The 23,897-nt window shown below is 55.1% G+C and carries 23 protein-coding genes; 12 read left to right on the forward strand and 11 right to left on the reverse strand.

Annotation, left to right across the window (positions count from 1 at the left end; genetic code table 11):
• The first annotated feature begins 76 nt into the window (after nucleotides 1-76).
• The 5 genes from DNI29_RS13670 to DNI29_RS13690 all read left to right on the forward strand — a co-directional run bounded on the left by DNI29_RS13670 (nucleotide 77) and on the right by DNI29_RS13690 (nucleotide 3,982).
• Nucleotides 77-529, forward strand: a complete 453-nt coding sequence (locus DNI29_RS13670) for a T9SS type A sorting domain-containing protein (protein WP_110978663.1) — start codon at nucleotides 77-79, stop codon at nucleotides 527-529.
• A 178-nt stretch (nucleotides 530-707) separates the two neighbouring features.
• Nucleotides 708-1,271: a hypothetical protein gene (locus tag DNI29_RS13675; RefSeq protein WP_110978664.1), complete on the forward strand. Its 564-nt coding sequence runs from the start codon at nucleotides 708-710 to the stop codon at nucleotides 1,269-1,271.
• 75 nt (nucleotides 1,272-1,346) lie between these two features.
• Nucleotides 1,347-1,793 carry a nucleoside deaminase gene (locus DNI29_RS13680; RefSeq protein ID WP_110978665.1) on the forward strand — a complete coding sequence of 149 codons (447 nt, stop codon included), beginning with the start codon at nucleotides 1,347-1,349 and terminating at the stop codon, nucleotides 1,791-1,793.
• Nucleotides 1,794-1,902: 109 nt separating this feature from the next.
• The gene (locus DNI29_RS13685) at nucleotides 1,903-2,511 is read left to right on the forward strand and encodes a superoxide dismutase (RefSeq protein WP_110978666.1); all 609 of its coding nucleotides are present in this window, start codon (nucleotides 1,903-1,905) and stop codon (nucleotides 2,509-2,511) included.
• Between the two features lie 181 nt (nucleotides 2,512-2,692).
• Nucleotides 2,693-3,982, forward strand: coding sequence for a nucleoside permease (locus DNI29_RS13690; protein WP_110978667.1), 1,290 nt, complete (start codon nucleotides 2,693-2,695; stop codon nucleotides 3,980-3,982).
• Between the two features lie 319 nt (nucleotides 3,983-4,301).
• On the opposite strand, the gene DNI29_RS13695 is transcribed toward DNI29_RS13690, so the two are convergent.
• A complete protein-coding gene (locus DNI29_RS13695; RefSeq protein ID WP_110978668.1) occupies nucleotides 4,302-4,721 on the reverse strand; it encodes a nucleoside-diphosphate kinase in 420 nt (139 codons plus the stop codon).
• 264 nt (nucleotides 4,722-4,985) lie between these two features.
• On the opposite strand from DNI29_RS13695, the gene DNI29_RS13700 reads away from it, so the two are divergent.
• The 6 genes from DNI29_RS13700 (at nucleotide 4,986) to DNI29_RS13725 (ending at nucleotide 10,326) form a co-directional block, all read left to right on the forward strand.
• A complete protein-coding gene (locus DNI29_RS13700; RefSeq protein ID WP_110978669.1) occupies nucleotides 4,986-6,029 on the forward strand; it encodes a DHH family phosphoesterase in 1,044 nt (347 codons plus the stop codon).
• Nucleotides 6,030-6,076: 47 nt separating this feature from the next.
• On the forward strand, nucleotides 6,077-7,129 hold the full coding sequence (locus DNI29_RS13705; protein WP_110978670.1) for an FKBP-type peptidyl-prolyl cis-trans isomerase: 1,053 nt from the start codon (nucleotides 6,077-6,079) through the stop codon (nucleotides 7,127-7,129).
• A gap of 107 nt (nucleotides 7,130-7,236) precedes the next feature.
• Entirely contained in the window at nucleotides 7,237-8,139 is a 903-nt protein-coding gene (locus DNI29_RS24945; protein WP_110978671.1) for an FKBP-type peptidyl-prolyl cis-trans isomerase, read from the forward strand.
• Nucleotides 8,140-8,191: 52 nt separating this feature from the next.
• A complete protein-coding gene (locus DNI29_RS13715; RefSeq protein WP_162303610.1) occupies nucleotides 8,192-8,758 on the forward strand; it encodes an FKBP-type peptidyl-prolyl cis-trans isomerase in 567 nt (188 codons plus the stop codon).
• A 10-nt stretch (nucleotides 8,759-8,768) separates the two neighbouring features.
• Complete coding sequence (locus DNI29_RS13720) at nucleotides 8,769-9,233, forward strand: FKBP-type peptidyl-prolyl cis-trans isomerase (protein WP_110978673.1); 465 nt, start codon at nucleotides 8,769-8,771, stop codon at nucleotides 9,231-9,233.
• Nucleotides 9,234-9,357: 124 nt separating this feature from the next.
• Nucleotides 9,358-10,326: an FKBP-type peptidyl-prolyl cis-trans isomerase gene (locus DNI29_RS13725; RefSeq protein WP_110978674.1), complete on the forward strand. Its 969-nt coding sequence runs from the start codon at nucleotides 9,358-9,360 to the stop codon at nucleotides 10,324-10,326.
• 38 nt (nucleotides 10,327-10,364) lie between these two features.
• Here the strand turns inward: DNI29_RS13725 and recO are convergent, their stop codons facing one another.
• From recO to DNI29_RS13745, 4 genes are all read right to left on the reverse strand, one after another.
• Nucleotides 10,365-11,081 (reverse strand): DNA repair protein RecO, encoded by a 717-nt coding sequence (gene recO, locus DNI29_RS13730; protein ID WP_110978675.1) that lies wholly within the window; start codon nucleotides 11,079-11,081, stop codon nucleotides 10,365-10,367.
• A 192-nt stretch (nucleotides 11,082-11,273) separates the two neighbouring features.
• Complete coding sequence (porZ, locus tag DNI29_RS13735) at nucleotides 11,274-13,625, reverse strand: type IX secretion system anionic LPS delivery protein PorZ (protein WP_110978676.1); 2,352 nt, start codon at nucleotides 13,623-13,625, stop codon at nucleotides 11,274-11,276.
• 113 nt (nucleotides 13,626-13,738) lie between these two features.
• Entirely contained in the window at nucleotides 13,739-14,362 is a 624-nt protein-coding gene (locus DNI29_RS13740; RefSeq protein WP_110978677.1) for a thymidine kinase, read from the reverse strand.
• Nucleotides 14,363-14,605: 243 nt separating this feature from the next.
• Nucleotides 14,606-14,929, reverse strand: coding sequence for a 2Fe-2S iron-sulfur cluster-binding protein (locus tag DNI29_RS13745; RefSeq protein WP_110978678.1), 324 nt, complete (start codon nucleotides 14,927-14,929; stop codon nucleotides 14,606-14,608).
• A 34-nt stretch (nucleotides 14,930-14,963) separates the two neighbouring features.
• On the opposite strand from DNI29_RS13745, the gene DNI29_RS13750 reads away from it, so the two are divergent.
• On the forward strand, nucleotides 14,964-16,139 hold the full coding sequence (locus DNI29_RS13750) for a DUF8457 domain-containing protein (protein WP_110978679.1): 1,176 nt from the start codon (nucleotides 14,964-14,966) through the stop codon (nucleotides 16,137-16,139).
• A gap of 42 nt (nucleotides 16,140-16,181) precedes the next feature.
• Here the strand turns inward: DNI29_RS13750 and DNI29_RS13755 are convergent, their stop codons facing one another.
• The 6 genes from DNI29_RS13755 to DNI29_RS13780 all read right to left on the reverse strand — a co-directional run bounded on the left by DNI29_RS13755 (nucleotide 16,182) and on the right by DNI29_RS13780 (nucleotide 23,614).
• Nucleotides 16,182-17,240 (reverse strand): hypothetical protein, encoded by a 1,059-nt coding sequence (locus tag DNI29_RS13755; RefSeq protein WP_110978680.1) that lies wholly within the window; start codon nucleotides 17,238-17,240, stop codon nucleotides 16,182-16,184.
• Between the two features lie 368 nt (nucleotides 17,241-17,608).
• A complete protein-coding gene (gene rodA / locus DNI29_RS13760; RefSeq protein WP_110978681.1) occupies nucleotides 17,609-18,907 on the reverse strand; it encodes a rod shape-determining protein RodA in 1,299 nt (432 codons plus the stop codon).
• A 68-nt stretch (nucleotides 18,908-18,975) separates the two neighbouring features.
• Nucleotides 18,976-20,814, reverse strand: a complete 1,839-nt coding sequence (gene mrdA / locus DNI29_RS13765) for a penicillin-binding protein 2 (RefSeq protein ID WP_110978682.1) — start codon at nucleotides 20,812-20,814, stop codon at nucleotides 18,976-18,978.
• Between the two features lie 224 nt (nucleotides 20,815-21,038).
• Complete coding sequence (locus tag DNI29_RS13770) at nucleotides 21,039-21,572, reverse strand: hypothetical protein (RefSeq protein ID WP_110978683.1); 534 nt, start codon at nucleotides 21,570-21,572, stop codon at nucleotides 21,039-21,041.
• A complete protein-coding gene (mreC, locus tag DNI29_RS13775; protein ID WP_110978684.1) occupies nucleotides 21,569-22,495 on the reverse strand; it encodes a rod shape-determining protein MreC in 927 nt (308 codons plus the stop codon). The genes DNI29_RS13770 and mreC overlap by 4 nt, the downstream gene beginning before the upstream one ends.
• A gap of 93 nt (nucleotides 22,496-22,588) precedes the next feature.
• Nucleotides 22,589-23,614 (reverse strand): rod shape-determining protein, encoded by a 1,026-nt coding sequence (locus DNI29_RS13780; RefSeq protein ID WP_110978685.1) that lies wholly within the window; start codon nucleotides 23,612-23,614, stop codon nucleotides 22,589-22,591.
• Between the last annotated feature and the right edge of the window lie 283 nt (nucleotides 23,615-23,897).

Genomic DNA, 23,897 nt, shown 5'->3' on the forward strand with positions numbered 1-23,897 from the left:
CCCCAAATCCGGCACGGAGTATGCAAACTGCTTTCCCAGAACCAACATTCAGGTGCCACAACCCTTTTTACTCTATATGAAACGCCCCGTTCTGCTCGCCCTGGCTGCCACGCTGCTCTCTTTTTCAGCCGCCCAGGCCCAGACCAAGGTTAAAACCAAATCCAAGGCTGCTAACGGCACGGAAGTAAAAGCTAAGTCGGAGGTAGAGCCGGTAACGCTGAACGGGCCCATTAAGCGCGTGGAAACTCTCTCGGGCATCGATGTATTCCCTTCCTCAAGCGGCCAGAGCATCATGCTTAGCTTCACCCAGCAGTTTACCAAACCTGGTACACTGGTGATGACCAACTACAAGAAGCAGGCTGTATATACCACCGAGCTTGACCCGCAAAACAACACCGGAGAGCCCGTAGACCTGGGCCGCATTCCGGCCGGCACTTACCTCATCGAGGCCAAAACCGGCAACTACGTGTACTGGAAGAAAGTGAGCATCAAATACCCTTCGGCTCCGGTTTCCAAGAAACGTCGCTAAATCACGGATTAAGCAGAGTTGTCGGATACCCCAGACTCATTCTGTTGCTTGATGTACGCCTAGGCAGATTTTTTACGCTCCGAAGTCGTTAGGGCTTCGGAGCTTTGCTTTTGCGGAGCCTGGCTAATTTCCTCCTTACCTGGTAGGCTTTGTTTCCCTACCCCGTCTTTCTTCTGATATGACCATTACTCGATTTTTCCGACTGTCTTCCTTCCTGCTGGTGCTGAGCGTATTGGTAGCGTTTGACGGGCCGAAGCTAAAGAAGACGCCCATTGCCCAGAACATCACGATGGGCGTACCGGAAGGTTTCGCGGCTCTGCCTGACGATGGCATTGCGGCCAAATACCCGGCAGCGCGTAAGCCCCTGGCCGTATTCAGCAACCCCAGCGGCCGTATCGACCTGAGCGTAGCCCAGAAGCCTACCACCTTTAGCAACCGCGACTACGCGCTGCTGCTCAAGATTTACAAGGCCAGCATTCAGAACATGTACACCAAGGTGCAGTTTCTACAGGAAGACATTCGCACCGTTAATAAGCGCGACTACGTGGCCTTGGAATTCGTTTCGACGGTAACGGACAACCGTCGGGGTGGTAATCTGGCTCCCGTGCGCAAATACCAGTTTGTGCAATACGCCATTGAAGGCAACCAGCTCTACGTTTTTACCTTCGTGGCCCCCGCCGAGGAGCAGGCTCAGTGGCAGCCCATTGCCCAAGCCGTAATGGGTAGCATAACCATGAAGTAAGTGGTGAAATTGTGAAGTGTAGGCTAACCTGCCCCTTACAACCTCATTCTTCACAACTCCACAAATTCACTGCCTATGACTCTTTCGCTTTATTCCGATGAGCAGTACATGCGGGAGGCGCTGAAACAGGCGCGCTACGCTTTTGAAGAAGAAGAAATTCCGATTGGTGCGGTAGTGGTGCTAGACAAGCGCATTATTGCACGGGCCTACAACCAAACCGAGAAGCTGCAGGATGTAACGGCCCACGCCGAAATGCTGGCCCTGACGGCCGCGGCAAACCACCTGGGCAACAAATACCTCACCGACTGCACCTTGTACGTGACCGTGGAACCCTGCGTGATGTGCGCCGGTGCCACAGCTTGGTCGCAGGTACGGCGGGTAGTGTATGGAGCCCACGAGCCGAAGTTCGGATTTCGGCGCCACGGCAACCTGCTGCACCCACGGGCCGAGCTTGTGAGCGGCATCCTGAGCAATGAGTGTGAAGACCTGATGCGGGAGTTCTTCGCGCAAAAGCGGAAATAGTCTACTTTTGGCGGCCTCCGTAACCCTGAGGCCGCCTTGGCGGTTATAGCTGCAGGTAATCCGGAGCGGCTGCGTCGTTTCCTCTTTCCACCAATCAAACCCTTCTGTTATGGCTTTCGAACTGCCCCAACTGCCTTACGCCTACGATGCCTTGGAACCGCACATTGATGCGCAAACCATGGAAATCCACCATACCAAGCACCACCAGGCCTACGTAACGAACCTCAACAATGCAATTGCTGGCACCGAGTTGGAAGGCAAGAGCTTGGAAGAGCTGATGCACAACATTGCCTCAGCACCGGCGGCCGTTCGCAACAACGGCGGTGGCCACTGGAACCACTCTCTATTCTGGACCATTCTGGGCCCGAACGGCGGCGGTGAGCCTACCGGGGCTATTGGCGAGGCTATTACCAAGGCTTTTGGCAGCTACGAGAAGTTCAAAGAAGAATTCACGAAGGCTGCTACCACCCGCTTTGGCTCGGGCTGGGCGTGGCTATGCAAGCAACCCGATGGCTCGCTGCAAATCTGCTCTACGCCCAACCAGGACAATCCGCTGATGCCCGATACTGGCTGCAAAGGCATCCCCGTTCTGGGTCTCGACGTGTGGGAACACGCCTACTACCTGAAGTACCAGAACAAGCGCCCCGACTACATCGCGGCCTTCTATAACGCCATCAACTGGGATGAAGTAAACCGCCGCTTCGCGGAAATTGGCTAGTCCCTACCCCTCTTAATGCCCAGAAAGGCTGCCGCTACGGCAGCCTTTCTTTTTTGCCCCTACCCCTTGGTTGTGGCTCAACTCTCGGCGCGGTCAGAATCTAGCGTCCCATCAGCCGGGTAGAATTCTTGTATCTTTAGGTTCGAAATTTTGTCCCCTCTTTTTTCTCAACCGTAGTTGCATGAGTACGAAGCTGCGTCTCACAATTCTGAGCTTTTTACAGTTTTTTATCTGGGGCTCGTGGCTGATAACCATTGGCGCATATTGGTTTCAGACAAAGCAATGGTCGGGAGCTGAGTTCGGTGCCATTTTCTCCACTATGGGCCTGGCGTCCATCTTCATGCCTTCGATCATGGGCATTGTGGCCGATAAGTGGATAAACGCCGAGAAGCTTTACGGGGTGCTGCACATTCTGGGCGGCGCAGTGCTGTGCACGGTTCCGCTGGTTTCAGACCCCGGCACCTTCTTCTGGGTGATTCTGCTGAACATGGTGTTTTATATGCCAACACTGGCGCTGTCCATTGCCGTATCGTACTCGGTACTCAAGCGCGAGGGATTGGATGTGGTAAAAGACTACCCCCCTATCCGGGTGTGGGGCACCATTGGCTTCATTGCGGCCATGTGGCTGGTTAGTCTGCTGGGCTTCGAGAAATCAGCTAATCAGTTCTACGTTGCAGCGGCAGCTGCTTTTGCTCTCGGACTGTACTCATTCACATTGCCCGCCTGCCCACCGCCCTCCAAAGGCGCCTCCAGCCGTTCACTGGTCGATGCGATGGGCCTGAAGTCGTTTGCTTTGCTGCGCGACACCAAGATGCTCACCTTCTTCTTATTCGCGCTGCTGCTGGGCGCTGCCCTGCAACTTACCAACGCTTACGGCGACACCTTCCTACACGATTTTGACAAGGTACCCGCCTACCAGGATACGTTTGCGGTAAAGTATCCGGCCATTATCATGTCTATCTCCCAGATTTCGGAGACGCTGTTTATTCTGGCTATTCCGTTTTTCCTGCGGCGTTTTGGCATTAAGCAAGTGATGCTGTTCAGCATGGTTGCCTGGGTACTGCGCTTCGGTCTGCTGGCATTTGGCACTCCTGACTCCCCTGGCATTTGGCTGATTATTCTCTCGTGCATCGTGTACGGCATGGCCTTCGACTTCTTCAACATCTCCGGCTCGCTGTTCGTGGAAACTCAGACTACGTCCTCTATCCGGGCCAGCGCTCAGGGCTTGTTTATGATGATGACCAACGGTTTCGGCGCCGTGCTCGGCAGCTCCGTCAGTGGTATCGTAATTGAGAAGTACTTCACTAACCCCGTTGATCAAACCAAGGACTGGCATAACATCTGGCTGACGTTTGCAGCCTACGCCTTAGTTATTGCCGTGCTGTTCGTTATTCTGTTTAAGCACAAGCACAATCCGCAGGAAGTATCAGAAACCGCGGAGGAACCGCTCTTGAGCGTTGAACAGGCATAGGGTAGGCTACACCCTTTACTCCCCTATTTTGCATACCTAAACCAATGGCCAGTCTGTAAGTGCAGGCTGGCCATTGTATTTTGTTAACTGCCAAGCTGCCCAAATACTAAGTCTCGCTTTTAAATAAAGAGTAAGCGATGATAGCAATTATAAGTGGGCTAGCATCCGCTTCGAAAAGCTACTTAGTATGCAATTGGTATAAAATAAGTTTATAAGTAGTCTGTATATAGCAAACAAAAAAACCTGCTTCACAAGCTGTGAAGCAGGTTTTTTCGATAAAAGAGTCAGAGCAAAAATAACTACTCTGATGCTTTTTGGTTTAGAACTGCTCGTCGGCAGTAAAGAAGAAGTTGCCTTCAATTTGAGCGTTTTCATCAGAATCGGAGCCGTGTACGGCGTTGGCTTCGATGCTCTTGGCGTACTTCTTCCGGATGGTGCCTTCAGCAGCCTGAGCCGGGTTGGTTGCACCAATCAGCGTACGGAAGTCGGCCACAGCGTTGTCTTTCTCCAGGATAGCCGCTACGATAGGGCCCGAAGACATGTACTTCACCAGGTCACCGTAGAAGGGACGCTCCTTATGTACTTCATAGAACTGGCCGGCGCGCTCGGGGGTCAGCAGTACTTTTTTCAAGCTAACGATGCGGAAGCCACCCTCCTCAATCATGCTCAGGATGCCACCAATGTGGTTCTCCTGGGTAGCGTCGGGCTTAATCATCGTGAATGTGCGGTTCGTGGCCATGGGGCTGTCGTATGGTTAGGGTTGAAATGAAATCTTTTTGAAAGAGCAACGCGGGTTTGCGGGCGCAAAAGTAGGGGGTTTAGCCGGCATTGCACGGTGGAACTGAAGTATTCCCCAAAAGTGTATGCTAGACTTACGGGGACAATGAGCGCCTTAAACGCACCTTTCCCCCAGGGGTTTTGTTGGAACCCAGAATATTTACGACTTTTGCCGCCTTTGTACGCGGCCTAATCGACCGGAATTCAGTCACCTACCCCGTAGGCAATGTCCACAATATCTGAGCTGAAGGAGCTGCTGGCGCAACCCCGACAGATTTTTATTACCACTCACCACAAGCCCGATGCCGACGCGCTGGGCTCGTCGCTAGGCTTGGCTGGCTACCTCCGCAAGAAGGGCCATTCCGTCACGGTGGTTACCCCCTCCGACTACCCTAACTTCCTGGCCTGGATGCCAGGCAACGACGAGGTAGTGGTGTACGAGCCGCGCGAAAATGACGCTCAGGTACGCGAAATCATCGGAACAGCTGAGGTGCTGTTTTGCCTTGATTTCTCCTGCCTCGGCCGCATCAATGAGTTGGGCGAGTACATCCGGCAGGCTCCCGGTACCAAGGTCCTCATCGACCACCACCAGGAGCCGGAGCAGTTTGCTGACCTCGACTACTCCAACTCCAAGGCAGCCGCTACGGCTGAACTAGTGTTTGAAGTAATCCGCGACCTGGGCGACCAAGACCTGATTGATACGGGTATCGGCGAATGTCTATATGCGGGCATCATGACGGACACGGGCTCGTTCCGCCACCCCAGCACTTCGCGGAATGTGCACCTGATTATTGCCGAGCTGCTGAGTGCTGGCATCAACCTTTCGGATGTGCACCGCCGCATTTACGATTCGCACTCCGAGGAACGCCTGCGTTTCCTAGGCTTCGTGCTGAAGGACAAACTCACGGTGCTGCGGGAGTATAACACGGCCTACATTGCCATTACGGCCGATGAACTACGCCAGTATCACTCGAAAACCGGTGATACGGAAGGGCTGGTAAACTTCGCACTCAGCATTGAGGGCATCGTGTTTGCCGCCATTTTGATTGACCGCACCCAAGCCGTCAAAATCTCCTTCCGCTCCGTAGGCGACTTCTCCGTAAGCGAGTTTTCTCGCCGCCATTTCAACGGCGGCGGGCACCACAATGCCGCTGGCGGCATCAGCCACGATCCGCTGCAGGATACCGTAGACCGCTTCCTGAGCCTGCTACCGGACTATCAGACCCAGTTGGTTACGGCTCCGCTGGCCGTTACACCACCATCGGTATAATTCGGTGTAACTTGGGCACTCATTCTGTCATAACGCTAAACCCTTTCATGCTCCTCAAACGCAACCTTCTGAGCCTGGCCCTTGCTGCCGGCGTTCTGGGCCTCGCCTCCTGCAACAAAGGCGGTGATTTCAGCAAGACCAAATCGGGGATTGAATACCAAGTTTTCAAAAGCACCGGCAGCGGCAAGTATGACTCCCGCGAAATTGGCGCCGAAGGGGACCCGACCTACAAAGACCGCGTGGGCAAGATTATGGCCCTGCACGTAGAATACCGCACTGCTAAGGATTCTATCCTATTTAACTCACGCAAGCAGCAGTTTAACTACCCTGTGCGCGTGCCGCTGGACTCTGTGCGCAAGGAGCAGCGCGGCGGACTGGAAGAAGCCATCAGCCTACTGCAACCCGGCGACTCGGCCATCTTCCGCTTTAACGTGGATACCATTTTTGCTAAGTCGTTCCGTCAGCCTGTGCCGCCTTTCATGAAGAAAGCCGGTAACACCATGACCATGTACGTGAAGGTGGACAAAGTCCAGACCCGCGACGAGGCGATGGCCGACGTGCAGAAGATGCAGATGGAGCTGCCGCAGAAAATGCAGGCCCGCGCCAAAGCTCAGATCAAAACCGATGATGTAACTCTGCAGGCTTACATTAAGAAGAATAACCTGAAGGTTGAAAAAGACACTTCGGGCGTGTACTACGCTGTAACTACCCCCGGTGCTGGTGCCAAGCCTAAGGCTGGCCAGTTGGTATCGGTGCTGTACAAGGGCTCGTTGCTGGAAAACGGCAAAGTGTTCGACTCGTCGGAGAAAATGGGCAACAAGCCGTTTGACTTCGTGCTGGGCCAAGGTCAAGTAATTCCGGGCTGGGACGCGGGCATCGCCCAGTTCACCAAAGGCTCGAAAGGCTTTCTGCTAGTGCCTTCGTCGTTGGCCTATGGGCAGCGTGGCGCCGGCGCCGACATTCCGGCTGATGCTATTCTGCGCTTCGACGTGGAATTAGTAGACGTGAAGAATGCTCCGCCTACCCCCGCCAACCAGCCAAACGCAGCCGATATTCAGCGCCAGCTGGAGGAGATGCAGCGCCAGCAGCAGGGCAAATAACCCGCTCTAGCCACCTCTACCTACTAGGTTGAGAAAAGCCCCCGGTCCGGTGCAACCGGGTCGGGGGCTTTGTGCTCTTATCCACAAACTGCCTTTTATTTTTGAGTATGCGTACTTCACTTTTCCGCTTCCGGGTGGCCGCTTGGCTCCCAGCATTTGTCCTGGGCTTTTTCGCCTTATTCCTGTCTTCCTGCGAGAAAGAAGAAAAAGACACCACTGACTACGCCGCCCGCGACGAGGCCACAATTCAGGCATACATCGCTGACAATAAGCTCACAGGCTTCGAGCGGCAGAACTCTGGCTTGTACGTGGCCATCACCCAGCCCGGCACCGGTAACAAACCGACAAAGGATCAGCTTATCGTTGCTAAGTACAAGGCCTCCTTGCTCGATGGTACCGTCTTCGAGTCGAATATGAACACGCTGGGGACTTTTGACTTCGACTTTGGCCAAGGCAAAAATGCCGGCTGGAATGAAGGCTTTAATTTGCTAAGTAAAGGCTCGAAAGCCACGTTCTTGGTTCCCTCTCCCCTGGCTTACCGCGGCGCGAGCAACAGCATCGTTCCTGCCAACGCCGTCATCCGCTACGATGTAGAAGTAGTGGATATCATTGACTACGCAGTACGGGACGAGGCTACTATCAAGGCTTATATTGAAGCAAATAAGCTGACTGGTTTCCAACGCCAGCCTTCTGGCCTGTACGTGGCTATTACCCAGGCCGGCACCGGCGACAATGCCAAGAAAAATCAGACCGTAGCGGCCCGTTATAAAGGCACTTTTCTTGATGGGAAAGTATTTGACAGCAATACAACTGCCGCCGCGCCTCTGTCCTTCGTAGTGGGAGCGGGCCAGGTAATTCCGGGCTGGGATGAAGGCTTCCAACTGCTCAATAAGGGTAGCAAAGCCATTCTACTAATTCCCTCAGACTTAGCCTACGGTGCGCGAGGGGCAGGTCCTATTCCGGCCCGCTCCATCCTACGCTTCGATGTGGAAGTTGCGGATATCAAGTAAGTTCACTACTGAAACCGCCGCGAGGCACTTCATTCCTTTTTGCGTTTACCTTATGAAAAAGTTTGCGCTGGCTCTTTCCTTTCTGTCATTGCCGTTCGCTCTTGCGCCGGCCCTGACCAGCTGCAACACCGAGCCGGATTATATCAAGCAGCAAAGAAAGGTGGAAGAGGAGCAGAAAAAGAATGACGACGTTCTTATTCAAGGCTACTTGACCCGCAACAACATCAAGACCTACAACCGTTTGCCTTCGGGCGTGTACGTGCTACCTGTAACGGAAGGCAACCCCAACGACCCGCTCATTAAAGCAGGTAATAAGGTGACGACGAACTACGTGGTTAAGTACATCATAGAAACGATTCAAGGCCAGACGCTCACCTCATCCAGCGTAAATCATTCGGCGTGCGGCTGTTACTCCTTTTTTGCTAATCAGGCTACCACGGATGCCCCGATTGGCCTCCAGGAAGCAATCCTGACGATGCGCAAAGGTGACCGGAAGCAGGTGATTATCCCCTCGCCTTTGCTAGGAACTGGTACTAATCTTACTAGCTATTACCAGAACGCCGCTCCCTACAATCCACTGCTTTTCGACATCGAAATCCTTGACGTACAGCAGCAGTAAGCTTTCCTACATGCGCCTCCTGCTAGTAGCTTTGCTTAGCGCATTGCCCCTTTTGGGGCTGGCTCAGCAGGTAGCGCCCGTTGCGGTGCCTACCCCCGATAGTCTGGTGAGCCGAGCTATTGCTACCCCTTCTGGCCTGCGCTACCTCATCCGGCAACCCGGCACAGGCCCGATACCTCAGGTTGGCGACAAAGTAACGGTGCACTACACGGGCTTTCTAGCCGATGGGCACCTGTTCGACGCCTCAACCCGACAGGGCGGACCGTTAAAAGTCCGGGCGGGGCGGGGCGAGGTGGTAAAGGGCTGGGACGAAGTGTTACTGCTGCTACCCCAGGGCAGCCGCGCGCGTGTCTGGATTCCGGCCGCGCTGGGCTACGGACCGTCGGGGCGTCCTGACCCAGACGACGAGCGGCGCTACCTGATTCCGCCCAACGCCGACCTGGTGTTTGAACTGGAGATAGTGAAAGTAAAATGACAAACCGGCCCAATGGTATACTGCCATTGGGCCGGTTTGCTTTTGAGGCATTGGTTTCAACTCCTTCCTCCACCGAGCCCAAAAATCTGGGCTAACTTGGGCATTGAATTTACTTGCTACTTGTATGCGGCCTTTCCTGAATCACCTGCGTTTTCTGCTTCCAGCTGCGCTTGGCAGCGCTTTTCTGATGAGCTTTCAGGGCGAGCCGACTTTCAACAAGCTGCGCTCGGGGCTGGAGTACCGCATCTACCACCGCGAAAACGGGCGCTACGTGCTGCGGCCTGCCTTACCCCCCACCGGCGACCCAACCTATGCCGCGCGCGTAGGCCGCATCATGAGTCTGCACTTAGAATTCCGGACGGCTTCTGACTCTGTGCTCATGCACTCGCGCCGCCAAGGAGGTGGCCAGCCCGTGCGCGTACCGCTCGATACGGTGCGGCGCCAGCAGGCCGGAGGTGTAGAAGAAGCCCTGTCGCTGCTGCAGCCCGGCGACTCTGGCGTGTTCCGCCTGAACCTTGACACCGTGTTTGCCAAATCGTTCCGCCAGCCGGTGCCTCCTTTTGTTCGTAAGGCCGGCCCTACCCTTACTGTATTGGCCAAGGCCGAGAAGGTGCAAACGGAGGCCGAGGCCATGCAGGAGGTGCAGCAGCAGGCGAAACTAGCGCAGGAGCGCGAGAAAAAGCAAGCCGCCCAGCAAGCCCTGAAAGATGACGCCCGCATTCAGGCCTACCTCAAACAAAACAAGCTGAAGGCCTTGAAAACGCCTGGCGGCGTGTACTACGTGGTAACCAAAGCCAGCACTGGCATCAAACCTAAAAAAGGCCAGACGGTTTCGGTACTCTACAAAGGCTTGCTGCTTAACGGAAAGGTGTTTGATTCGTCGGAACGCAATGGCAACCAACCCATCAATTTTGCGCTGGGTACAGGCCAGGTAATACCAGGCTGGGACCAGGGCATTGCCGTGCTCAACAAGGGTAGCAAAGCCATTCTGCTGATTCCCTCCGGTCTGGCCTACGGTGCGCGCGGAGCCGGCGCTGACATTCCACCAAATTCGATTCTGCGCTTCAACGTGGAACTTGTCGGCGTGAAGTAGCCCGAGCCAACTGCTGTTTGATTTTCATACAACTAAGCCTACAGCTCCGCTAATACTTCAGACAGCACAGATAGGGAGCGGATATCTCCGAGGTGCTCTACGTGCAACTGGTAGTAGCGAATCAGTACGCCCAGCAATTCGCGGCGCACCCGGCCGTTCGGGATGGTGGCGGCGGCTGGGTCACGCAACAGCGCATCGAAATGCTCTTCGAACTCCTGAAACCGGAGGGCCGTAGGGCTACCGCCCCCAATGGAGGCTGCAGCAGCAAAAGCTACCTGCGACGTTATTTCCTCCCCAGTTTGAGGTCCGAACCCAAGGTAGTGACTTAAACCTAGCAGAAAGCTCAACGCAAAGTTCTCGAAGCCTTCTTCCTGCCGGTCAAAAGCCAGAATAGAGTCGTGGAGAAAGGCAAACAGGGGTTCGTTCTTCTCTTCCTCCTGTAGCACCCGCCCGGTGACTTCCGACAAAAACAGGGCAATGCTGCTCTTGCGCACATCGTAGGGCAAAGAGCGAAACGGCTCGGCGCACCGGTACTCCGAGAGACGAGTGAGGCCGCCGCTCCGGGAAGTATAGGCCACCATCTCCAGCAAGGTAAACGGCTGAAACAGCGCAATACGTCCGGGAGGCTTGGCTTTGCGCACGCCGTTTACTACGTAGCTCTGCAAACCTAGCTGCTCGGTGTACACGCGGGCTATAATGCTGGTTTCGCGGTAGCGCATGTAGTTCAGGACAATGCCGCGGGTTTTGATTAGCATGAAGTACAAGTCTGTTAATGAAGCCGGAAACCAACCGCTTTTAGTCAGAGTGCGTGGTGCCATAAGGTCACTCGCGCCAGCTTTGCCTGCTATCTGACCGCATACGCTAACAAAGGTCATCCGGTGAATCAGAACAACCGAAAGGCCCTGATTAGCTCCGCAAGACCAAGGTAAAATCAGCCTACCACCTTGTTAGCGCTCAACCACGGCTACCTTGCTGACGCAGCCGTTCTTGCCATCCGCATCCGACGACAAGACCAAGTAAACGCCTGACTGGACCCGCCGGCCGTTGTAGTCGGTGAGGTTCCAGGTAACAGTACCACCGTTGGCGCGGGTCTGGTACACGAGCTTGCCGGTTACGTCCGTGATTTTCACTACGCCGTCGTTAGCCAGGCCTGATATGCCTACCTGCCCGTTGAAATCCGTTCGAACAGGGTTAGGAAACACCTTGGCGCAGCTGGCTTTTCCTTCGGTTACGGTAGCATTGCCCCGGTAAGCTACTAAACCGGCATCCGTCGCCACAAATACCTCACCGGTTTTGTCGTTCACTTCTACATCTACGATGCGGTTGGAAGGCAGGGGGCTGTTGGCGGTGGTGAAATGAGCTAAGGCTTCGTCCCCTTCCTCGTTGAATAGCCACAGGCCCCGGTCGGTGCCAAACCACTTCCGGTTGGCACCATCCACAGCCAGCGTGCGTACGGCTTCATTGAATAAGGTAGGTAGACCAGCCCCCTCCCCCCGCCGGAGCAGGGGCGCACGGAAGCCTGTTGCTATATCGGGACTGAAGGCGGAAGTCGGATCGTTGAACACCGCAGGGCCTTGGATAGTCGCTACCCAAATGTCGCCCCGGCGGTCCTTTACAAGATCATACACCTCACCGGAGGGCAGTCCATCGTTAAGGCCGAAGTAGCGGTTTGCGTTGGTGCTTGGGTTTATCACATTTATGCCCTGCGTAGTGCCCACAGGTGCCCGTGCTCGCGATACCCATACATTACCAGCGTCGTCCAGCACCAACCGCTCTAGGTTGTCGCTCCCATCAAAATAAGGAAGAACGCGCCAGTTGGTGGCTACCGGGTCAAACACATACACGCCTGACTGACCATCCAGCTCATGTCGGTTGATAATCCAGATGTGACCTTCCGCATCGGCGGTTAAATCGGTTACGCGCGTATAGTCGGGGTTGGGAATCGCGCTTCGTAGCGGATTTGGCTGATTGGTCGTGGGGTTAAACAGGCGAAACTCACCAGGTCCTTTCCACTCCAGCACGCCGTTGCCATAGCTGGCAATGTACAAAGTGCCATCGGGGGTGCGGGTACCGCGCACTACGTCCAGCGGGTTCGGGTATTGCCCCGGGTCCGGCAGCGTTCGGCTGTTGATATTGGTCCACTGGCCATCTTTATATTCATAAAAGCCCAGGCGCTGACCACGTTGCAGGTACCGGTCGCCGTAGCCTCCACTAAATACGTCCACGGTGTTGGTGCGCGCATCGGCCAGAATGCTATAGGCCTGCGCAAGCGCAGGAGCATTGGTAATAAACTGCTCTGCTTGCTGACCATTGGTCGTTTTCAGCAGCCCATTGGCGAAATCAGCCAGAAAGTAAGCGCCTTCGCTGGAGCGAAGCGCCACCCGCGGATCCTGGAACTGGGCCGGACGCAGGGTATTCGTAATGGTGCCCGTAGCAGGGTTCAGTATAGAAACACCTCCCCCTGTAACCACCAGCAACCCCGCCCGGGAAGGTGTCAGCTGTCGAAAGTCTTGCCCATTAAGCGAACTGGCTACAGGTTGCCAGCCTGCAGTGGGGGTAGCAAAACGGTACCGATACAGCTGGTCACCGATAATGCCCGCATATACATCCCCGTTCTGGACGGCCAGGGTCCGATAAGGATTGTTGGGGCGGGCAGGTAGGTCGGTTATCCAGTTGCGGTAGTCGAGGGGGTTGCTGCTGAGTGGCACGCGCATCAGACCGTTGGAGGTAGCGGCGAACAGCTGGTTGCCGGCCACGGCCGAGGCGTACACTTGCACTACTGTGCCTCCCGGCCCAATGTTAGTGTAGGTATCCCTGATTTCCAGCCGAGCTAGGTCCAGCACCACAATCCCGAAGCTGCAAGCCAGGTAGGCCATTCTGCCGCTGACATGGATCTGATTGATAGTTTTATTGCCACTGATTTCCTTGCTCAGAATGTCGTTCAGGTTCAAAATGGCCCCGTCCTTCAGCCGCAGAATATCAAGGTTAGTATTGCGGTAAGCGACAATTACCTGTTGGCTGACCGAGTCGTAAGCCAGCGTATTCACCCCCACGTCGTGTAGGCCGTCGCGGCGAGAGAGCAGGCGGGTCGTGTTCAGCCCCTTATCAAAATAGAAGAAGGCATCCTCGGCGGCTACATACACTCGGTCGCCTACCTCTGCCAGCGCCTTGGCCCGGTTGATGGGCAGGTGCAGCTGCCAGTCGCCGTAGCCAACCGTTGATTGGGCCCGTGCAGCTAGGGCAGACAAGAAAAAGGCCGCGAGAGTAGCCCCCCGGCGCAGGCGTAATGGTAGAGTCATCGGCAGAGATGTAGGCGCGCACGGCACGCAGTGGCAAGATAACGCACCTAGCCCGGCTTTGGTACGCTTACCTGCTGGGCCGGCATGAAAGCCTACGGCCGTTGCCAGCCACCTTAGCCTAGTTCAGCCTGATTAGTAGGCTCAGCTACTTTTTCTCGCATTCCCTCCTGGAAACAGTAGCGGCAGCGCGCCTCGTAGGCATCGGTTTCGCCAAGCAGGATCTTGTTTTCGGAGGCTGCAACGCGGAACGAATAAGACGCAATTTCGCCGCAGCACACGCACACAGCGTGTACTTTAGTTACAAATTCCGCCACCGCCATCAGAGCCGGCATTGGGCCAAAGGGCTGGCCCATATAGTCCATATCGAGGCCGGCCACAATCACGCGGGTACCCCGGTTAGCCAGCTGCACGCACACGTCCACCAAGGATTCATCGAAGAACTGCGCTTCATCAACACCTACCACGTCGCAGCCGGCGGCTAGCAGCAGCATTTCCTGAGCCACGGGTACGGGCGTTGAGCGGATGCTGTTCTGGTTGTGCGATACCACATCTTCGGCATGGTAGCGCGTATCGAGGGCAGGCTTAAAAATCTCGACTCGCTGGCGGGCAATTTTGGCCCGATTCAGGCGCCGGATCAATTCTTCGGTTTTGCCCGAAAACATAGAGCCGCACACGACTTCAATCCAGCCCCGGCGGGCAACATCACGACCAGTACCGACGCGGGGTTCGATAAACACAGGAGGAGAAAATAAAGAGGTGAGCGAATACGTTCGTGGGCGGACTGGGCGGCAAGCCAATTACCGAAATTACGGGTTTGCTTCCGGATACCCACAACTACCGGGCCTACCCCCTGCATGGTGGCAAACCTACCAGCCAGCCGTTGTACTTCGTTATCAGCTCATATTCTGATTGATAAAGAAGCCGTGCTTTTATCAGTTTTTCTCACAGCTGGGCGGTAGACTTCCGGGCAGTTAGCAGGCCTACCCCTGGTAAGTGACATGAGGCAGCTTGGTGGCGTCCGGCACGCAGCCAATTACCTCTCCTTCCAGCAACCGCGCCTGGCAAGTGAGCCGCTCAGTGGGCAGCAGGTGGCCAGCCGCACGGTAGCGCAACTCCGCCTCGGTGGGCGGCGTTAGCAGCTCAAGCCCTCGGAGTACCTGTAGCCGACAGGTAGTGCACCGGCCACGGGCCCCACAGGCGTGCAGCCAGTCGTGGCCGGCAGCCTGAACGGCTGCTAGCAGCGTGACTCCGGCGGGCACCGAAATGGCCTCGCCGAGCAGATTTTGCACAAGTAGAGTGGGCATCTTTCCCTAAATTGCCCGTTGAATCAGGCTTTTCATGAAGACCAAATATAGCCACGCCAAGCGTGAACAATACGGCCGTTTGCTGGCGGCGCTGCTCTGCGACCAACACTTCGGCGCCCGCCCTACGGCTACCCTCGACGGGCCGGCCGTGCTGCGTTTTACTCCCATCCGGCAGGTGAACCTGTTTGTGGTGCAGCAACTGTTAGGGAAATGGACTGCCGAAATGGCCAAGCTGCGCAGCCCCTATTTCGATTTTGAGGATGCCGATGTGCGCCAAGCCCTCACGCAGTTCATGAATACCCTCTCGCGGCGGATTAAGCTGAGCCGCCCCGTATTTGAGCCCCTGCTGGCCCAGGCCATTACCGACACGCTGGCTGGCGCCTTAACGCCCTCAGAAACGTTTACCGGTAAAGTGCTAGGTGAGCAAACCACCTACACGCCTGAACAGCTGCGGGAAACCCTGCGCTACCTTGATGTAAATAAGCCTCTGTTTGAGAACTTCCTAGATACCCTGCCGGCCAGCCAGGAGCAGGAGCGCGACTACCTGACTAGCCGTTTCCGCCTGCACGAAGAGGCCCAAGCGGCCGAGTTGCAGCCTATTGCCGGTATTCTGGAACAGTTCAACGCGTTGCTCCCCCTTACGGAGAAGGATTTATACGAGGAAGGTGCGCCGATTCAGGCAGCCTCCGCTTCAGACTCTACCCCTCCGCAGCCAGCAAATGCTGCTCCCACCGACGCGGCATTTGCGGCGGAAGATTCTCCGGCTGCTCCAACGGTTAAAGCTCCAGCTCCTACCCCCCCTCCGGCTCCAAAGACTGCTCCGGAGCCCCGGCGCCCTTTGGCCGAGGCCTTGCCGGCCGGAACCGTACCGCTATATGAAAAGCTGAAAGCCGAGCAGCCTGCCGCCCCCAGCCTGAGTGAAACCCTGCGGCAGGAGCGGTCTTCCGCTTCTTTGGCCGAGAAAGCGCCCAAGGTAGAATCGTTGCGAGAGGCTATTTCCATCAACCAGCGCTTCAGCTTTATCAATGAGCTGTTCAATGGAGAAAACATGGAATACCATGCCGCTATTCAGCACCTCGATGCTCTCCCAGATGCCAGCACGGCCAAGCGCTACGTCACGGAAAACCTAGCGGCGCAATACAACTGGACCCGTAAAGAGGAGCACATCAACAAGCTACTGAAGCTTATTGAACGGAAGTTTAATTCCTGAGCCTGAGAAATACAGCCTCTATTGCTTTTTGTATGGCTGTTTCTACAAGGGCTTCATATGACGCAACTTGATTGTAGCAAGACCTGCTCCAGCTCCAGCCAATAGCAGTGGAAGTACTGGTACCACGAATCGAGCAGCGCCTAACGGTCCGGTCAGTACAGCTAAGTAAACAACCAGCCCCACAACGACTAGACGATACACTAAGGCATAACGACGGCTGAAGGTAAATTGTAGCAGTAATGCCAGTCGCAGTAGGTTGCCAGCTGCTACCAGTAGTAATCCGCCTAATAAAGCTAATGGCAATTGGCGCACGGCGCGTAGCACTGCTGAATATCCTCCTTGATTTACTTGCTGCAAGAAGCCTGTACTTGCTTTCTCCGGTAGACCTAAAAAATATACCACATCGAACCGACCAGGATCCAGTAGAAGATTAACCATGCCTTTAGTGTGCTGCGCGATATACGTGCCCAGGTATTGCTGTAGCTTGGCGATGCTCCGCGACCGAAGTAATTGTTGACCCTGCCGGAAAGTTGGCTGTTGCTGCACAGCAGCCTCAGTAGAATCCACGAAAGCATCGGCCGCTTGTATGCCTTCCGTAGCTTGTAGCACTCCGTGTACATTGTAGTGCAGCAAATTAATTTCCGCGATATTGGAAAAATGGAAGTAACCTGTTTGCGCTTCATTACGTGCCATCCACAACAGTGCTACCACCAATGGCATAGCACCTAGCAAGGCCAGCAAAGGCCGTCGCTGCTGCCAAGCTAACCATCCACCTATACTTAGCAACACTACGGCAAACGGAAAAAATACGGGCTTGATAAGCAGGCACAATACTGCCGACGCCACTGTCCCGGCGAAATAGGAGCTACGACTTGGCTCATTTAGAAATTTTTCCAAAGTCAGCCACAATGCGACCACAGCCGTCTGCAGAAGCACTTCACTCATAAGCACATTGGCATAGATATATTGAGCTGGCATAGCTGTAGTTAAAAACAGCATGACGCCCCAAAACCAGACTGGCTTTGCTTCAACCACCTTTTGCTCAAGCCACCGCAACGCCAGCCCTACATTTAGCAGGCTAAGTAGATTTTGAAAAACCAATGTTAGCAGAGGTAGGGCACGAGTAGGCGCACCCGTTACCAACAAGAACACAGGGTAGCCAGGGGGGCGGATGCTGTATTCTGGAAAGTGTAAGGGTTTTTCTGTCAGAGGCCGGCAGTATAATATACCTGAGTTGCCCAAGTTGCGAGCAGCCTCTAGGTAACGGTCTGAATCAGGGAAATTTGGCTGATGGTGGTGGAGCTGCCATCCTAGGGCCAACCCGTGCAGCAGCACTAGCCATACCCATATCCACCATGGTGCACGATGCCTTATAGAAATAATTGCGGGAATAGGCTGCGTTATAGACATAGAACGCAAGTTGCAATTCCAACGGCGTAAAATAATCTGGTGGCCTGGCGCTTCCCTATTTAATACCGTTCCAGATCTTGCTTGCGGTAGGCATCGATGGCTAGCAGAATAAACAGCAGGGTAGTAAACGACCACAGCGAAGAGCCGCCGTAGCTGAAGAATGGTAGCGGAATACCAACTACCGGCGCTAGCCCTATCGTCATGCCAATGTTGACGCAGAAGTGGAAGAAGATGATGCTGGCCACGCAGTAGCCATAGGTGCGTCCAAACACCGATTTCTGCCGCTCAGCTACGTACACAATGCGAACCAGCAAGGCCATGAATAGGACGATGGTGGTAATGGACCCAACCCAACCCCACTCCTCGCCTACGGTGCAGAAAATAAAATCGGTGCTTTGCTCCGGCACGAAGTCAAACTTGGTTTGGGTGCCTTGCAGAAAACCTTTGCCGGCAAAGCCACCTGAACCAATGGCAATTTTTGACTGCGTTACGTTCCAGCCTACCCCCAATGGGTCGGCCGAAGGGTTAATGAGTACCTCAATGCGCTTGCGCTGGTGAGGCTGCAGCACATTGTTGAAGAAGAAATCTACCCCGAATACCATCCCGATAACCACCGCCCACACACTCAGGGCCAGCAACAAATGATGCCGTAGTACCCGGGTATTGAAAACAAATACCAACCCTAAAATCACAGTGAAGGCTCCAATCAGCCATAGCTTAGGCACCAGCAACGCCAGGATAAGAATAGCCCCGGCAGCGGCCAGAATCAGTAAGATGAGGGGTGACATTCCTTCCCGAAAGTACGCCAGCAGAAAGGCCCCGAATACCAGCGCCTGGCCGGTTTCATTGGCCGCAATAATCAGCAGCGGGGGTAGTAGGGTGAGCCCAGCCAATACCAACTGGTCACGGAAGTTCTGCTGCCGCAGGTTGATGCCCGCCATGTAACGCGAAGCCGCCAGCGCTGTAATAAACTTGGCAAACTCCGCGGGCTGCAGGCGTACTGGCCCTATCTCTAGCCACGAGCGAGAGCCGGCAATGGGCCGGGCAATAAAGGGCGTGACTATCAGGAGCACAATCATTACCCCGTAGAGCACAAAGGCAAACGTATCGTAAGCCTTGTAATCAACCACAAGCAGGATAACGATGAGGACGATGGCCGTACCGATCCAGAGAATCTGCTTAAACCAGTTAAAGGCCATCAGCTCCTGAAACCCCATGGAACTGAGCGGGTTAACCGGCGCATCGGGCGAGTAGCTGGCCGCATACACATTAACCCAGCCCAACGCTACCATCAGCAGGTAAATCAAGACTGTAGGCCAGTCAATGCTGCGGCTGTAACGAGCGGGTGAAGTAGGCATAGCAAAGGCAAAAATCGATTAGCAGGCAGGTTGGCACGCGAGGCGCCCAGAGGGAGCAGGTACAGGAATTAGTGGCGCCTCACAAATTTGGAAGCCGGCCCCTGGAGCCAGAACTCCCAGCGTTTCCGCCACGGAGCAATGTTGCCGCGCAAGTATTTCTCCATCATCAGGGCGGCCATGGGTGCTGCAGAAGTGCCCCCAAAACCCGCATTTTCAATAAAGACGGCAATAGCAATCTTAGGGTCTTCGGCCGGAGCGAAGGCTGCAAACGTAGCGTGGTCGTCGCCGTGGGGATTTTGAACAGTACCCGTTTTGCCGGCTACCGAAATGCCAAACTCAGCCAAGGAGGCTAGGTTACCTGTGCCGCCCCTACTATCTACTACAGCCTGCATGCCCGGAATTAGTGCCTCAAAGTGCTGAGGGTCCACGCCTACCGTGTGCCGCTCCCGAAACTGAGGTAGCGGCCCGTTCTGCCCGATGCTTTTCACGAAGTGCGGGGTATAGTAATAGCCACGGTTGGCAATGGTAGCCAGCACGTTGGCCATTTGCAGACCGGTAATCCCAATTTCACCCTGCCCAATACTGAGCGAGTATACAGTGCGGTAATTCCAGCGGTGGAAGCCGTTGCGCTTGTCGTAGAACTCCGGCGACGGAATCAGGCCCTTTTTTTCCTGCGACATATCTACCCCCAACCGGTCGCCCAAACCAAACTTCATTACCTGTCGCCGCCACTCGCCCAGGCCCAGTCGGGCATCCTCGAAGCGGTTGGTAGAGCGGCCGCGCATCACGGCTGCTCGCATCACCTGGTAGAAGTAGGGGTTACAGCTCTGCTTAATGGCAATGCCCACGTTGCTGGGGTACTCGTGGTTGTGGGTACAGCGCACTAGCCGCTGGTTGCACGGAAATCCGGTGTTGGCAGTTACCACTCCCATCTGCATGGCTACCAACTCATTTACCAGCTTAAACACGGAGCCGGGGGGGTAGGTGGCCATCAGGGGGCGGTTGAACAAGGGCCGCTCGGGGTTATTGAGCAGCTCCATATAGCGGTTGCCCATGCCTTTCCCCGACAGCGTGGCGGGGTCAAACATCGGGGCCGATACAAAGGCCAGGATTTCGCCGGTTTTGGGGTCGATAGCAACGATAGAGCCGCGCTTGCCTTGCATGAGCATTTCGCCGTAGGCCTGCAGTTCCGAGTCGATGCTCAGGTGCAGATCTTGTCCGGCTACGGAAAGCGTATCAAACTCACCGTCGCGGAAGGCTCCTTTCTCAATACCACGCACATTTACCATGCGGTACTGCACGCCGCGTCGGCCCATCAGCTGCTCTTCGTAGTACGATTCCAGCCCGGTAATCCCCAGAAACTCGCCCGGCTGATACTTGGCGTACTTAGGCTTTTCCAGGAAAGCAGGCGTAATGGAGCCCACATAGCCTAGGGCGTGCGCCAGCGTGTGCGTATTATAGGAGCGCGCCATCCGCGACTTAATACTGAAGCCAGGAAAGTCGATGAGGTTGTCCTGAATGGCGGCCAGCTCCGGAGTGCTCAGGTTTTGAAGCAAGGGGGAAGCCTTCACCCGGCTAAAGGCGCGGGCGGCTTTCATAGCGGCGCGCACTTCCTCAATGGGCAGCTGCAGGAGCTGGCAAAACCGAACGGTATCGAGTTGCTTCACCTCCCGGGGGGTTACCATCAGGTCGTACACGGGGGTGTTTTGCACCAAAATCTGCCCTTTCCGGTCGTAGATGAGGCCCCGGTAGGGCGTCTGCACAATGCGCTGCAGCGTATTGCGGTCGGCGGCCAGCTTGTAGCTGCCATCCAGCACCTGGATGTAAAAGAGGCGCGTCGCAAACACCAGCGCGACGGCCAGGAAAATTGCCTGGACTACGTACTTGCGGCCTTCGAGGTATTGCAAAGCAGAAAAATCTGAAAAGTAATGAGTTCCGGCTTCCGCGCCGGATTTGCAAAGATACTAGCTACTACCCTCACGCGGTAGTGTGCGGCTGTTTAAACCTTGCCAAGCAGTAAGGGGTAGGGGCCGTTGCCAGCCTGGAGCCAAGCTGCACAATGGTTTCCGTAACATTTCTCTTTGTCAACTCATTCCCCTACCTGCTCAACCGGCAGCTAACTCCCACCAGGCTAGCGGCTTCTTCTTCGGGTTGGGAAGAAAATCAATTGAATAATGAGCAGGGTGAGCCCGGTATAAAGCGTACTGACTACAATTTTGGCCAGCGTAATGCCAGGCACCTGAAAGCTACCTAGCTCCAACAAGAAGAATGCTGCGTGATGGATAGCGGTGAGCATCGAGAGGTACACCACCATCCATTGCCAGCCCATCTGGTGGATGTTCACGGAATCCTGCGTGTCGTATCCGTCGCGGGGGGTAAGCAGGCGTAGTACCCAGGGCCGCAGGTACATCAGCAGCACGGCCGCCGACGCATGTACCCCGCCCGTGTCAAAAAAGATGTCCAGGGTGATTCCTGTCAGGAAGCCCAACAGCAACTGCACTACAATAGGGGTAGCAATGGGCAGAAACAGCAGGAACCCTAGATAGATAAAGCACCAACCCAAGTTGAAGAGCACGAAATCGGTGCCGCTAATCAGGAGTACGTACAGCGCAATGTAGCCCACTCCTCGCAGCAACTGCCAGAAAATACCTAACACGCCTCTCATGGCTTGCCCTCCCCTTCCGGCACTACCCCAGCCCGCGCTTCCAATGTATCGCGCTCTGCCTTGGGCCGACTGGTAACTAAGTACACGTACACTAGGCGCGAAAAATCTACTGCTAGCTTTACCCGCACCGTCCAGAAGTTTTTATCTGGCTCTTTTACAAACGAATCGATGGTGCCAACCATCACACCCTCTGGAAAGACGGCGTTGTAACCCGACGTCACGACGGTATCACCGCGAATGAGCTTGTTTTGACGGGGCACTTCGTCAAGCAAGACATGGGTAGGGTCTTCGCCCAGCCAACGAATCGTGCCGATGGTCTCGTCGCGCTGAATACGAGCGGAAATGCGGGTTTTGGAGTGCAACACGGAGGTGATGGTGGTATAATGCTCGGAGGCCACTTTCACCCGGCCCACTACCCCTGCCGCCGACACAACCCCCATGCCTTCCTTCACTCCGTCTGCCGTGCCTACATTCAAGGTCAGATAGTTATCTACCCGGCGCAACGTGCTGCTTACCACCCGGGCCGGAATCAGCGGGTAGTCGGGGTCACGGACGGGCAGCTGCCGCAAGCCCAGCAGCAACGAGTCGGGACGACCGAGGAGGGCCAAACGGGCTTGGGTTACACTGTCTTTGCTTACGGGCAACGAGTCAGCTTCACGTCCGCTTAAATCGGGGCGGTAGAGTTGCTGGCGTAGCTGCGCATTCTCCTTCATTAACCCCTGGTTTACCTCAATCAGCCGGAAATAATCCTGCACCTGATTGCGCCAATCCAGCACCTGGCCCACGTAGGCATTCGACGAGTTGAAGAACGCCGCCCGTTGGTAGGTACTGTTCCGGATCAGTAGGTATAAACTCAACACCTCCAGTATCGCGAATACCAGGATACCCCGGTAGCGAAACAGAAAGGCGAGGAGATTATTCATGAGTCAGGGAGCAATAAAGAATGAGCAATGAAGAAGGAGCAGCCGGAAATACCGATTGTTGCTCTTTCTTCATTGCTCACGCTTCACTGAATATTACGTCAGCAGTACGCTACGGAAAGCCGGGATATTCTTAATAGCGGCGCCGGTGCCACGCACAACTGCCCGCAGTGGGTCTTCGGCAATATGGATGGGCAGCTTGGTTTTAACTGCGAGGCGCTTATCGAGGCCGCGTAGCAGAGCGCCGCCACCGGTCAGATGAATGCCGTTCTCATAGATATCGGCCGACAGCTCGGGCGGACTGATTTCCAGTGCTTTCAGAACGGCTTCCTCAATTTTGGCTACCGACTTATCCAGGGCAATGGCAATTTCCGAAGAGGTTACCTTGATTACTTTCGGGATACCCGTCATCAGGTCGCGGCCCCGAACTTCAAAGTCGGGGGGAGTTACGTCCAGCTCGGTAAGGGCCGCACCTACTTCAATTTTAATGCGCTCAGCGGAACGCTCGCCAATTAGCAGGTTATGCTGGCGGCGCATGTAGTCCAGAATATCCTGGTTGAATACGTCGCCGGCCGTTTTAATGGACTGGTCGCAAACGATACCCGACAAGGCAATAACTGCAATTTCGGTAGTACCGCCCCCGATGTCGATAATCATAGAACCGACGGGCTGCTCCACGTCAATTCCAATACCAATGGCGGCAGCCATAGGCTCCTGAATCATCCAGACTTCCTTGGCACCGGCGTGCTCGGCGGAGTCACGTACGGCGCGCTTTTCTACTTCCGTAATGCCCGATGGAATGCAGATAACCATGCGGTGCGAGGGCTGGAATAGCCGTGTGCGGGTATCAATCATCTTGATCATACCCTTAATCATTTCCTCGGCAGCGTGGAAATCGGCAATTACACCGTCCTTGAGCGGACGAATGGTTTTAATGTTGTCGTGGGTCTTTTCGTGCATCTGCTGCGCCTGCCGCCCCACGGCAATTACCTTATTAGTAGTGCGGTCTTTCGCAATGATGCTCGGCTCATCCACCACGATTTTATCGTTGTGAATGATGAGGGTGTTGGCCGTGCCCAGGTCAATGGCAATATCGCTGGTCAAAAAATTGAAGAAACCCATCGAGTAACGGCAAGTGAATGAGAACGGGCAGCTTGCGCCCGTCAAAAGTGGGGCAAAAGTAAGCAAGTTTCGGCGAAGCCCGATACCCCGGACTCGTCTGAAACAAAAGACTTGGGTTTGTCGCCTTCAGGCGAGGTAGGCCTAACGTGCACAACAGTGGAGTTGGTACGTCTGTATGTTCACGGCAAGGACAAATCCTGGTATCTTACTATTTAAGAGCTGCACGTTTATAGCTTATCATTACTCTGCATTACTACTCTCTACCCTTCTTCACTCTTCGAAA

This window comes from Hymenobacter sediminis, assembly GCF_003231285.1.
GTDB classification, from domain to species: Bacteria; Bacteroidota; Bacteroidia; order Cytophagales; family Hymenobacteraceae; genus Hymenobacter; species Hymenobacter sediminis.